General features: G+C 69.1%; 11 protein-coding genes. 4 read left to right on the top strand and 7 right to left on the bottom strand.

All coding sequences use genetic code 11. The features are described from left to right. Positions 1 to 159: 159 nt before the first annotated feature. Entirely contained in the window at positions 160 to 1,014 is an 855-nt protein-coding gene (locus VN461_02705) for a TPM domain-containing protein (GenBank protein ID HXB53663.1), read from the bottom strand. A gap of 113 nt (positions 1,015 to 1,127) precedes the next feature. On the opposite strand from VN461_02705, the gene clpS reads away from it, so the two are divergent. Continuing rightward, positions 1,128 to 1,442: an ATP-dependent Clp protease adapter ClpS gene (clpS, locus tag VN461_02700; protein ID HXB53662.1), complete on the top strand. Its 315-nt coding sequence runs from the start codon at positions 1,128 to 1,130 to the stop codon at positions 1,440 to 1,442. A 10-nt stretch (positions 1,443 to 1,452) separates the two neighbouring features. Beyond that, the gene (gene clpA / locus VN461_02695) at positions 1,453 to 3,726 is read left to right on the top strand and encodes an ATP-dependent Clp protease ATP-binding subunit ClpA (protein HXB53661.1); all 2,274 of its coding nucleotides are present in this window, start codon (positions 1,453 to 1,455) and stop codon (positions 3,724 to 3,726) included. A 10-nt stretch (positions 3,727 to 3,736) separates the two neighbouring features. Here clpA and VN461_02690 read toward each other — a convergent pair whose 3' ends face one another. Further along, positions 3,737 to 4,528: a transporter substrate-binding domain-containing protein gene (locus VN461_02690; protein HXB53660.1), complete on the bottom strand. Its 792-nt coding sequence runs from the start codon at positions 4,526 to 4,528 to the stop codon at positions 3,737 to 3,739. A 71-nt stretch (positions 4,529 to 4,599) separates the two neighbouring features. Here VN461_02690 and aat point away from each other — a divergent pair, with 71 nt between their 5' ends. Then, positions 4,600 to 5,313: a leucyl/phenylalanyl-tRNA--protein transferase gene (gene aat / locus VN461_02685; protein HXB53659.1), complete on the top strand. Its 714-nt coding sequence runs from the start codon at positions 4,600 to 4,602 to the stop codon at positions 5,311 to 5,313. A gap of 171 nt (positions 5,314 to 5,484) precedes the next feature. On the opposite strand, the gene VN461_02680 is transcribed toward aat, so the two are convergent. From VN461_02680 to VN461_02665, 4 genes are all read right to left on the bottom strand, one after another. Further along, positions 5,485 to 6,528, bottom strand: coding sequence for an EAL domain-containing protein (locus VN461_02680; GenBank protein ID HXB53658.1), 1,044 nt, complete (start codon positions 6,526 to 6,528; stop codon positions 5,485 to 5,487). 328 nt (positions 6,529 to 6,856) lie between these two features. Beyond that, entirely contained in the window at positions 6,857 to 7,627 is a 771-nt protein-coding gene (locus tag VN461_02675) for an arginyltransferase (GenBank protein HXB53657.1), read from the bottom strand. 34 nt (positions 7,628 to 7,661) lie between these two features. Continuing rightward, entirely contained in the window at positions 7,662 to 7,967 is a 306-nt protein-coding gene (locus VN461_02670; protein HXB53656.1) for a hypothetical protein, read from the bottom strand. A 56-nt stretch (positions 7,968 to 8,023) separates the two neighbouring features. Further along, positions 8,024 to 8,749: a 2OG-Fe(II) oxygenase gene (locus VN461_02665; GenBank protein HXB53655.1), complete on the bottom strand. Its 726-nt coding sequence runs from the start codon at positions 8,747 to 8,749 to the stop codon at positions 8,024 to 8,026. 217 nt (positions 8,750 to 8,966) lie between these two features. On the opposite strand from VN461_02665, the gene ftcD reads away from it, so the two are divergent. Next, positions 8,967 to 10,610, top strand: a complete 1,644-nt coding sequence (gene ftcD, locus VN461_02660) for a glutamate formimidoyltransferase (GenBank protein HXB53654.1) — start codon at positions 8,967 to 8,969, stop codon at positions 10,608 to 10,610. A gap of 34 nt (positions 10,611 to 10,644) precedes the next feature. Here the strand turns inward: ftcD and VN461_02655 are convergent, their stop codons facing one another. Then, positions 10,645 to 12,111, bottom strand: a complete 1,467-nt coding sequence (locus tag VN461_02655; protein ID HXB53653.1) for an IMP dehydrogenase — start codon at positions 12,109 to 12,111, stop codon at positions 10,645 to 10,647. Positions 12,112 to 12,174 lie beyond the last annotated feature (63 nt).

Genomic DNA, 12,174 nt, shown 5'->3' with positions numbered 1-12,174 from the left:
GCCGTAGAGCTTGTCATGCCCGTGAATCAGGGTGCCCCACGCTACCACGAACGGAGGCCGGTCGGGTCCACGGCCCCTGGGCGGGCTTCGCTTCCGGGCGACCGGCGAGGCGGACCTTGTTCAAGCTGCTCTCGGTTACCGAAGCCGCTCTTTCGTGCCTCACCAGCTGTCGCTAGATCCCCCGCCACCACCGTCCCCTCCCCCGCCCGAGAAGTCCGAGCTCGATGAGCTCGAGGAGTCCGAGGAGTCCGAGGAGTCCGAGGAGGACGAGGAGGCGGAGGACGAGGACGAGGACGAGTCCGAGGACGAAGATGAAGCCGACGACGGGTCGGACGGGGACGAAGTTCTCCCCTCCCCGGAGGCCTGCTTCACGGCCCAGATGATGAGGGCAACGACCAGGATGATGAAGACTCCCGCCACCAGGAACACCACCAGCGCGAAGGAGTATCCGCCCGACGCCCTCCCTCGGAGGCCCTCGGCCGCGGTGCGTCCCGTTCCCTGGAAGCCCTCGCCCCGGACGGCGGCGAAGACGGCCTCCACGCCAGCTTCAATCCCACCCGCCGTGTCGCCCCTCTTCAGGAAGGGTTTGATGACATCGGACGTAATCTGACGGGCGCGGGCGTCGGGCAGAACGCCTTCGAGGCCGTAGCCCACTTCCAACCGCAGGGCGCGATCGTCGGTGAAGACGAAGATGATGACGCCGTTGGACTTGCCTTTCTGGCCGACCCCCCACTGCCGGATGGCCGTGGCCCCCATTTCTTCCAGGCTCGTGCCCGGTGGGAGGGACCGGTCCACGTAGACCAGGACCTGATTCGAGGTCACACGCTCGAAGTCGGCGAGTCTTGCGTTGAGGGCGGCGAGCCGGGCGGGTGGGAACACCTGGGCGCGATCGGTAGCGTACTGGGCCGGCCGGGGGGGCAGGGGAACCTGGGCGGCGTGGGCCCGCGGAGCTTGGCTGGCGGCCAGGAAGGCAAGGGCCAGCCAAGCGGGGAAACGGCGGCCGCAGGCGCTCAATGAGATCCCCTTTCGCAGGTGCCGGGAAGGCTTGGTGGGGCAAGCCTACCACCGCTGGCCTCCCCGCGGGTCCCCGCCTCGCGCCCGCGCACGAGCCCGGCGTAAAATGGGGTATGGCCGGCGAAGAGCGACGCACCGACGGGGAGGTGCAGGAGAAGACCCGACCCAAGATCAAGCGGCCGCAGCTCTACAAAGTGATCCTTCACAACGACGACTACACCACCATGCAGTTCGTGGTCGAGGTCCTGGAGTCCGTCTTCCACAAGTCCCCCGCCGAAGCCCATCGCATCATGATGCAGGTCCACACCCGGGGCTTCGGGGTCTGCGGGGCCTACCCCCACGAGGTGGCCGAGACCAAGGTGGCGCTGGTTCACGACCTTGCCCGCGAGCACGGGTATCCCCTGCGGGCGAGCCTAGAAGAGGAGTGAGAAGCCCCGCATGTTCAGCATGACCCTGGAGATGGTCCTCAACGTTGCCGAGCGGGAGGCCCTGGCCCGGCACCACGCCCACCTGACCCTGGAGCACCTGCTCTACGCGGTGGCCCACGACCCCTTGGGGGAGGAGATCCTGAAGGCCTGCGGGGCAAACCTGGACCGCCTGCGCGAGGACCTGCGCCGCCACCTGGAGGACGAGATCGAGCGCCTCCCGAAGGGGCTGGAGCAAGAGCCCATCCAGAGCTTGGCCTTCCGGCGGGTGCTGCAGGCGGCCGTCCTGCACGTCCAGAGCGCGGGGCGCGACGAGGCCAACGTGGGCGACGTTCTGGCCGCCCTCCTTCAGCAGCCGAAGTCCCAGGCCGCCAAGCTGCTCGCGGGCCAGGACGTGACCCGCCTCGATGTGCTGAACTACATCTCGCACGGCATCACCAAGGTCCCCCGGGGCGAGCCCGAGCCCACGGTGCCCGCAGGCGAAGCTGAGGAGGCACCCCTCCCTCCCCGCGATCCCCTCTCCGCCTATGCCGTCAACCTGACCGAGCGTGCCCGCCTGGGCCAGCTCGATCCCCTGATCGGCCGCCACCCGGAGATCCAGCGCGCGCTCGAGGTTCTCTGCCGGCGACGCAAGAACAACCCCGTCTTCGTGGGCGAGGCGGGGGTGGGCAAGACCGCGCTCGTGGAGGGGCTGGCCCAGCGTCTCCTGGCCGACGACGTCCCCGAGATCCTGAAGGGCGCCGAGATCTTCGGCCTGGATAGCGGGTCCCTCCTGGCGGGGACGCGCTTCCGGGGCGATTTCGAGGAGCGCTTCAAGGCGCTCATGGGGGCCCTCGGTAAACGGCCGAAGGCGATCCTTTTCATCGACGAGCTCCACACCATGGTGGGGGCGGGGGCGACCACGGGCGGGACCATGGACCTGGCCAACCTCGTGAAGCCCATTCTGACCGAGGGACGGATCCGCCTCATCGGCTCGACCACCTTCGAGGAGTTCAAGCACATCGAGCGTGACCGCGCCCTCTTCCGTCGGCTGCAGAAGATCGCGGTGGAAGAGCCGTCCTTCGAGGATACGGCGAAGATCCTGAAGGGCTTGAAGACGCGCTACGAGGCCCACCACGGGGTCGTCTACACGGAGGCCGCGCTGGAGGCGGCGGTGCGCCTGGCCGCGCGCCACCTACGCGAGCACAAGCTTCCCGACAGCGCGGTGGACGTGATCGACGAGGCGGGGGCCGCCCTGCGGCTCCACTCCGCGGAGCCCGGCAAGCGGGTGGACACTCCGGAGATCGAACGCGTGATTGCGCGGATGGCGCGGATCCCCGAGAAGCAGGCCACGCTCTCCGAGAAGGAGCGGCTGCGCACGCTGGAGGAGTCTCTGGGCCGGGTGGTGTTCGGCCAGGAGGAGGCGGTGCGCACGGTGGCGCGGGCCATCAAGCGCTCGCGGGCGGGGCTCGGCCATCCCGACCACCCGGCGGGCTGCTTCCTCTTTACCGGCCCTACCGGGGTCGGCAAGACCGAGCTCGCCAAGCAGCTCGCCCGCCACCTGGGCAACGAGTTCCATCGCTTCGACATGAGCGAGTACATGGAGAAGCACGCGGTGGCGCGGCTCATTGGGGCCCCCCCCGGCTACGTGGGCTTTGAGCAGGGGGGGGTGCTGGTGGATGCTGTGCGCGCCCATCCCTACAGCGTGGTCCTCCTGGACGAGATCGAGAAGGCTCACTTCGATCTCTTCAACATCCTCCTTCAGGTGATGGACCACGCTACCCTGACCGACAACACGGGCCGCAAGGCCGACTTCCGCCAGGTGGTCCTAATCATGACCTCCAACGCGGGCTCGCGCGAAATGACGGCGGGCAGCATCGGCTTCGCGGGCGACCAGGCCCGGGACGCGCGGAACCGGGGCAAGCGCGCCCTGGAACGCCTCTTCAGCCCCGAGTTCCGAAACCGACTGGACGCCACCGTGAGCTTCAACCCGCTCTCTCCCGAGGTAATGGAGACCATCGTGGAGAAGTTCATCCTGGAGCTGGAGGCCCAGCTCGCGGAGCGGCGCGTGGCCATCACCCTCGCCCCGGAAGCGCGGGCCTACCTGGCGCGCAAGGGCTACGACACGAGATACGGCGCGCGGCATCTGTCCCGGCTGGTCCAGACCGAGGTACGCGATCCCCTGACGGAAGAGATCCTGTTCGGGAGACTGGAGAACGGGGGGACGGTCACCCTGGGCCTCGGGGAGGACAAGCTGACCTTCGAGGTCGAGGGCCCCCGGGAGACGGTCTCCCCGGGAGCATCCTGAGCGCACGATCTCACTCCTGGCGCGCCTTCCTGAGGATGTCGGGGGCCGCCTCCCCGAAGTACTTGACCACGAGCCGGCTCCAGGTGGGCGTCCGCCGCAGGTTGTCGATGTAGTCGCTCAGGGCCTGGCGAAGCTCGGTGTCCTCCTTTCGCACGCCGTAGGCGAGAGAGCGGGGCGGGCCGAGGAAGAGGCCAAGCTGGAGGTCGGGATCCTGGCGCTGAGCGTCGATCGCGTTCTCGACCCCGAGGACGACGGCGGTGACCCTTCCCGCCTTGAGGGCGGCGGGGAGAGTGCCGGTGGGGATCGTCTCATCGACGTTTCCCCCGGGGATCCCCGCCGCCTGTACCGCCTCCGCCATGCTCGTACCCTTTACCGTCCCGACTTTCTCCGCCCGAAGCTCCTCCAGGGTCGTCACCACGCGGTGGGGCTTGCGGGTCAGGACGACGTTGCGGGTGGGAAAGACCTCGCTGGTGAAGGCGATGAGCTTGCGGCGGCCCTCCGTCACCGTGAAACGGCCGGCGATGAGGTCCGCCTTCCCCGCCAGGAGGGCGGGGACAAGGGCGTCCCAGCTGGACTGGGCGACGGTTTCGAGGTTGACCCGCACGAGGGTCGCGAAGCCCTCCAGCAGCTCCCGGTCGAAGCCCTTGCCGGGTTGGGCGGAGAAAAAGTCGCTCTGCTGGCTGGTGAGCACGGTGAGCACGCGGAGGTGGCCCCGCTCCCGGATGGCGGGCAGGTCCGCGGCGTGCGCGGCCGGGAGGAGGGCGAGTAAAAGGGATAGCGCGAGCGGAGGTCTGAAGTCCACGTTCACCTCGAGGTGCACGCTGGGGGATTTGCCCCCCGCCGTCGAACGTACAATAAGGGAGGGGATCTCCGGTGCCTGTCTTCCGTCTCGACCGGCGGCTGCTGTTCCCATCGGTGGAGTACTCCGAGGACGACGGCCTTCTGGCCGCGGGGGGCGACCTCCGCCCCGAGCGCCTCATCCTCGCCTACTCCTCCGGCATCTTCCCTTGGTACTCGAACGGACAGCCGATCCTGTGGCACTCCCCGGATCCACGAACGGTGCTCCGGGTCCCAAAGCTCCGCGTCTCGCGGAGCCTGCGCAAGACTCTGCGCAAGGGGCTCTATCGGTTCACCCTGGACACCGCCTTCCCGGCCGTGATCGAGGCTTGCGCGAGCGCGCCGCGTCCCGACCAGCCCGGCACCTGGATCACCGGCGCCATGATCGAGGCCTACACCGAGCTGCACCGGCGGGGGTTCGCCCACTCGGTCGAGGCGTGGCGCGACGGGACCTTGGCCGGGGGCGTCTACGGGGTGTCGCTGGGGGCGGCCTTCTTCGGGGAATCGATGTTCGCGCGCGCCCCGGACGCATCCAAGGCGGCCTTCGTCACCCTCGTGGAGCAACTGGCCCGCTGGGGCATCGAGCTCATCGACTGCCAGGTTTACACCTCGCATTTGGCCCGTTTCGGAGCCGAGGAGTGGCCGCGCGCCCGCTACTTGGCCGCCCTGCAGCAGGCCCTCACCCACCCCAGCCGGACGGGCTCCTGGCGGTTCGACGGGAACATTGCGGGGGTCGCCCCCGGACGCTGAGGCAAGGCTCCCGGCCGGTTCTGTCCACCGCGCGGTGGTCCATCGTGGGCCGCGACTACGCCCGCCGTCTCCCCCATCGGGTGGTCCAGGTTGGGGCCGCGACGCGTGGAGCCTTTTCTTCCGGGCCTCGACCAGGAGCCCTCCGGCCGAGGGGGACCTGCGGAAGGTCACTTACAGGTCTTCGGCCGGGACGGGCCGGGCCAGGTGGAATCCCTGGCCGTGCGTGAAACCGACGCTGGCGCAAACCTCGTACTCGGCCGCGGTCTCGATGCCCTCCGCCACCGTCCTGACCAAGAGCTCACGGGCTACCGTCACCAGGGAGGTGAGGACCCTCCGTCGCGAGGCCGGCGCTTGATCTATGCCGGTCACGAAGCGCCGGTCGAACTTCAGGTAGTGGGGGGGGGCCTCCGCTAGCTCGAGGAGGCGCGCCTGGCCGGCGCCGAAGTCGTCGTAGGCCAGGCCCACGTTCATCTCCGCCAGTCGCTCCCGCAGCGCGCCGATGACGGCGGGTGCGGCGAGGGCGCTCTCGTGGATCTCCAGGGCGAGGTCCAGATGGGGGGCCACACCCCGAAGCTCCTCCAGCGACTCCACCAGGCCGGGCTGCCGCAACTCGGTGGGATGAGTGTTGAGGAAGAGGGTGGGCAGATGCGGGCGATCCCGAACCAGCTCCACCGCCCGGCGGCGAAAGAGCCGGCTCAGCTCCGCCTCCGCCCCCAGGCTCTCTGCGATGCGAAACAGCTCGCTCGGGCTCTCGGGGAGGCGCGGATGGCGCCCGCGGCCGAGGGCCTCGTAGGCGGCGACCGCGCCGCTCGGGATCTCGACGATGGCCTGGAAGGCGATGGTAACGGCCCCGTCCCGGATCAGCTCCGTGAGCTCGCGAGTCCCCTCCGCGAACTGCCGGGAGAGGTCCCCTCGGTGCATCGTGATCGTGGTATCCGAATCCGAGCGCACGGGGGCGGCCTTTCCTCCCCCCTCCTGTCGACCCAAGCGGAACTCGAAATCCGCGAAGTGGAGGATGTCGCCGTCGCTGACCGGCCGGTCGGTGATCAACTCGTGGTTGAGGAACGTGCCGTTGGTGCTGCCCAGGTCCCGCAAGCGGAGGAGGTCGCCCGCCGCGTAAATCTCCGCGTGGGTTTTGGACACGGCCAGGGAGGGGAGGGTAAGGTCGAGACCCGGGCGGCGTCCGATGCGGAAGGGCAGGGGGTGGATGGGCACCCGCCGCAACTGACTTCCGGTCTCGGCCCGACTCTCGAGGACCCAGCGCGGCGGCGGGGGGCCGGGACCCGTCCGTCCTTCCGTGGAGGCCACGGGTCCGGGAACGCAAGGCCATTCGATGGCGGGCGTTTTTTCCGCTCCTGCGGCGGTCGCGCTGATGGGCGCGGTGCGGTCGGATTCGCTCGTCAGCGGATCACCTTCGTCACAATGGCCAGGCGGCTCGGACCCTGCTCGTTTTCGCGAAGGCATTGCATCCTAAGGTGGATGCAAGTTTCACACCCGGTAGCGACTGCAGTGTGCTTCCCAGGAAGTCCTGTGTTTCCAGTCCTTAGCGGCCGCTCACTGTCTCATTTCCGGACCCGTCACGAACCCAGCGTCCGGTCGGATCCAGTATCTCACAGGGACGGTAGGCAGCCTTGTAGCTCATCCGTCCGCACTCCCTCACGTAGTACCCGAGGTAGAGGTGAGGCAGCCCCCGCCGCCGGCATTCCTCGATCATGCGGAGCACATTGAAGACACCTAGGGAGCGCGATTCGGCGTCGGGCTCGAAGTAGCAATAGACCGCGCTCATGGCCTGGGGCTCAAGGTCGGCGAGTCCCACGCCCAGGACGCGGCCCCGGCACAGGTAGGCGATCTCGACCGTCCGAACGCTGGAGGTGTAGAGGAACAAACGGAACTCGGCGGGCGAGCCGTCCATCTGCCCGTCATGCCGATGATCCAGGTAGCGCTTATACAGGCGGCGCTTGGCCTCGGTGGGTACGGGGCGGCCGACCTCAACCGTCAGGTCGGCATTGCGGGCCCAGCATCGCCGCTGGCTCCGGGAGGGCCGGAACGCGCTCACGGGCACGCGTATCATCCGGCATTCCCCGCAGCCCTCGCAGTCGGGGCGATAAAAGACAAGGCCGAGCCGCCGAAAGTTCAGATCCATGAGGGAGTGGTACACCCCCGCGGCGAGGGGGGTGGGCAGAAGAGTGACTTGGCGGGCCATCCGGCCGGGCAGGTAGGGGCAAGGGAAGGGCTCCCCGGGTGCGGGGCCCTCCCGCGCGATGGCCTGCGCGAGCCGGCGCGTCCTGCCTTCGTGGGTCATTTCCCCGTTCATGAGTCGAGGCTTGTGGTCAGGGTCGGCCCCGGGCTCAATCGAGGATCGGGGCCGGCCGCGGATAGATTTCGTCGAGCACGTCGTGCCCGCGGAGGCCGAGGGCCTCTCTTTGAACCTCTAGATACCAGCGGTAGAGCCGAGCCTGCTCCCCTAGCGCGCGGTATGCTCTGGCCTGGGCGGCGCGCTCGGGGCCCGAGAGCCGGTCCAGGAGGGCGCGGAGGGCGCCGAGCCCCGAAAGCAACTCCTCGAGCGTCTCCGCAATGCGTTTGAGAGCGGCGGCCCGCTCCCGGAGAAGCTCCTCTTCGACCTGCGCGAATGCGTCCGTGGCCGGCCCCTTCACCGCTCCTCCTCCTCTCCCCGCCCCGCATGGTACGACACTCCGCGCCTTCCGGCGGGTCAGCGCGCATCGTGAAAAATAATGCCCAGCGCGTACCGTCGCCCGCTGCGCACGCGGCTCAGTCCGTGGCGGACATTCACCCGGTGATAGCCGCGGGCCCCTCGGGCCGGCCGGTGGGCGGTGGTAAAGATCAGCAGCTCGCCCTGGCCGGGGAGCAAGGCCTCCCCCCTCGACTGTGCGCGGGGACGCTGCTCCACGAGCAGGAACTCCCCCCCCGTGTAGTCCAGCCCGGGCCGGCTCAGGAAGGCGGTGATCTGCAGGGGGAACTGGAGGGTGCCGTAGAGGTCCTGGTGCAGGCAGTTGTAGCCGCCCGCCTCGTAGCGCAGCAGAAGTGGGGTGGGCCGGGTCTGGCCGTGCTCGGCGCAGAGCCGCAGGAGTGCTTTGTGGCGCGGCGGGTACCGCGCGGGGGAACCAAGGGCCTCCATCCAGCGATTTGCGATACGCGCGAGGTGAGGATAGGCGTAAGTGCGCAGCCCCTCGACGAGGGAAGGCAGCGGCCTCGCGAAGTACTTGTACTCACCGAAGCCAAAGCGGTGGCGGGCCATGTCGATGCGGCTGCGGAAGAGCGCATCGGCCGGGTAGAGGGCGGCCAGGTGGCGGCACTCCTCCGCGGTCAGCAGAGCGTGGGTCCGGGCGTAGCCGCGCTCCCAGAGCACGGCCTCGATCTCCGTCCAGGGCAGCTGGGCCAGGCGGGCCGAGATGGTGGGCCCGTCCGCCTTGCTCATGGCTTCTTGCCTCCGGTTCCAGGATAGAGCGGCGGGAGGGCCGCACAAAGCCCAATTCTTGCGGTCAAACCGACCCCCCGGCGAGGGACCCTGCTAGCATGGCGGTAATGAGGGTTAGGGGAACTGCAGGGGCATCGCGCGCGCGGGCCGCCCGGAGCCACGGCGTGAAGCACCCTCGGCGGCGCCTCTTGCTCGACGCCCCCCCCGCTTCCTCCGGTTGCTCGCCGCGAGAGCGAGGTCGGGCTTGAGAAGGTTGGTCGAGTGCGTGCCTAACTTCTCTGAAGGGCGTGACCGCGCCATCATCGACGCCATCGCCGAGAGCATCCGCCAGACCCCGGGCTGCACCTTGCTGGACGTGGATCCCGGTCAGTCCACCAATCGTACGGTGTACACGTTTGTGGGCTACCCGGAAGCGGTGGTAGAGGGCGCCTTGAACTCCGCCCGTGCGGCCAAGGAACGGATCGACATGCGGCGCCACCAGGGAGCCCACCCGCGGATGGGGGCCCTGGATGTCTGCCCTTTCGTGCCCGTCTCGGGGGTGAGCCTGGCCGACTGCGTGGCCTGCGCGAAGTCGTTCGGGCAGCGCGTGGCCGAGGAGTTGGGCATCCCCATCTACCTCTACGAGGCGGCCGCCACCGAAGCCCACCGAAAGAGCCTCAAGCAGATCCGGGCCGGAGAGTACGAGGGCCTGGCGGAAAAGATCGTGCGGCCGGAATGGCGGCCCGATTTTGGCCCCTCCGCTTTCCTCCCCGCTTGGGGGGCCACCGCCGCGGGGGCGCGCTTCTTCCTGATCGCCTACAACGTGAACATCCTCGGTACCAAGGAGCAAGCCCATCGCATCGCCTTGAGCGTGCGCGAGCAGGGCCGCGGCCCGGACGCGCCCGGGAAGCTCAAGGCGGTGAAGGGAATTGGGTGGTACGTGGAGGAATACGGCATGGCCCAGGTATCCATGAACCTCGACGACTACACCGTCACTCCCCCCCACGTCGCCTTCGAGGCCTGCGTGGAGGAGGCGCGGAAGCTCAAGGTGGCGGTGGCGGGGTCGGAATTGGTGGGGCTGATCCCCCTCCAGGCCCTGCTAGCCGCGGCCGACTACTACATTTCCCGGGAGGACCTCTTCATACTGGACGAGAGCCAGAAGATTCGCCTAGCCGTAGAGCGCCTGGGGTTGAGCTCGGTCTCGCCTTTCCGGGCGGAGAAGCGCATCATCGAGCACATGATCGCGGACAAGGCCGAGGAGCCGCTCGCCGGCGGGTCGGTCCGAACCTTCGTGGAGCTTCTGGGCTCCCGGGCCCCCGCCCCCGGGGGCGGCTCGGCCGCGGCCCTGAGCGCGGCCATGGGCGCCGCCCTCGGCGCCATGGTGGGTTGGACGACTTACGGAAAGAGGAAGTTCGAGAACGAAGACGCCGTGATGCGACGGATCATCCCTACCCTTCATCAAGCCATGACCGATCTCATCCCCATGATCGACGCCGACACCGCGGCCTTCAACGAGTACATGGCCGCCTTGGGGCTGCCGAAGGATACGCCGGAGCAGGCGGCCCGGCGTCACCAGCGCCTGCAGGAAGGGCTGAGGAAGACGGTGGAGGTCCCGTTGCGGACCATGCGCGTCGCCGACGCCTGCTGGGAGGCCATGGTGGAGATGGCCGCGCACGGCAACCTGGCCTCGCGGTCCGACCTCGAGGTGGGCGCCAAGTCCTTGGAAGCCGGCGTCTGGGGGGCGGCGAGGAACGTGAGCACGAACCTGCCCGGCCTCGAGGACGAGGCCTTCCGGAAGGCGACGGCGGCCGAGGTCGAGTCCCTCCTCGAGCGGGCGAAGACCCGTCGCGACGAGGTGCTCGCCATCCTGGCCCGTCGCTGAGCCCGCCCGGGCGAGGGCGGGTGGGGTCGGGGCCTCAGCGGTCGTAGGATTCGTGCCGCGCGGCCTCCGAGAGGGGAATCAGGTACTTGAGGGGGTCGGGCGTGACCTGGGCCCGCACCTCGGCCAACTCCTCCGCGCCCCCGTAGCTCACCGCCGAGCGGAGGTGACCACGGATCCGGCGCAGGATATCCACCACCGTCCCCTTGTAGGGGATCTGGATCTCCTGCCCTTCGGCCGGTACGTCCAGGGCAGCCGTCACCGCCTCCGCGCTCTCGTCGTCGTAGAGAGCCTCGAAGACGGCTTGGGGCGAGGTCATGCCCCGGTAGATCTTGCGCTTCTCCCCCGTGCCAGGGTCTTCGATCATGTGGCCGGGGGCCTCGTCGGTGCCGGAGATCATGCTCCCGAGCATCACCGAGGACGCCCCGCAAGCCAGGGCCAGGAAGATGTCCTTGTCCTCCTTGATCCCGCCGTCCGCGATGATGGGGACCGACTCCCCCACCGCACACCAGGCCTCGCGGATGGCCTGGAGCTGGGGGACGCCGGCCGCGGTCTCGAGGCGGGTCCGGCATCCCCGGCCGGGCCCGATCCCGACCTTGATGCCGTCCACCCCCAGGTTCTTGAGGAACTCGGCCCCGGCCGCGGTCCCTACGTTTCCGCACACGAGCTCGACGTCCGGGAACCGGGCCCGGAAGCGCTCCACTGCCTGCCGCATGACCTCCGAGTGGGCGTGGGCGATGTCGATGACGAGGACGTCTGCGCCCGCCTTGACCAGCTCCGCCGCCCGCTCCAAGAAGTCCCCCCGCGCCCCGATGGCCGCCCCCACCCGGAGCCGTCCCTTGCCGTCCTTGGTGGAGTAGGGCCGCTGGCGGGCGAGGATGATGTCCCTCTTCGTGATGAGACCCCGGATCTGGCCGTGGTCGTCGAGGAGGGGCAGCTTCTCGATGCGGCGCTCGAACATCCGCCGCTCCGCATCCTCCACCCCGATCTCCGGGGGCCCGGTCACGAGCTTGGCGAGCGGGGTCATGAACTCGTCCACCCGCCGGCCCTCGTTGATCGGCCCCCACGGCATGTCCCGGTTGGAGAGGAGACCCGCCAGGAGGTTGCTGCCCCGCGTCTCCTCGATGAGGATGCCGGTGATGTTGTGCTTCTGGGTGAAATCCCGAGCCTCCCGGATGCTGGCCTCGCGGGGAAGGCAGAGCGGCCGCTCCACCAAGTGGCCGTAGCTGCGCTTCACGCGGGCCACGCTCTGGGCCTGGGCGGCCACGGGCATGGCGCGGTGGATGAAGCCGAGGCCGCCCTCCAGGGCCATGGTCTTGGCCATGCCGGCCTCGGTCACGCTGTCCATGTTGGCGGAGCAGACGGGCAGCTCAACGGAGAGGCCGCGGGAGAGACGGCTGGTCAGGCGGATCTCCCGCCGCGAGGCGGCGCGTCCGGCCTGGGGCCGGAAGAGGAAATCATCGTAGGTCCGGCCTACGAACTCGGGTTCCAGTGTCCGACCCATGACGGGCCCACGTTACGCCGGGCCCGGGGGGCCGTCAAACACGGTCGCGGAAGGCTCGCTCCT

Source organism: Vicinamibacteria bacterium, assembly GCA_035570235.1.
In the GTDB taxonomy this organism is placed as follows: Bacteria; Acidobacteriota; Vicinamibacteria; order Fen-336; family Fen-336; genus DATMML01.
Note: the sequence above shows the minus strand (reverse complement) of the source record. Positions and strands in the feature narration are given on the sequence as shown.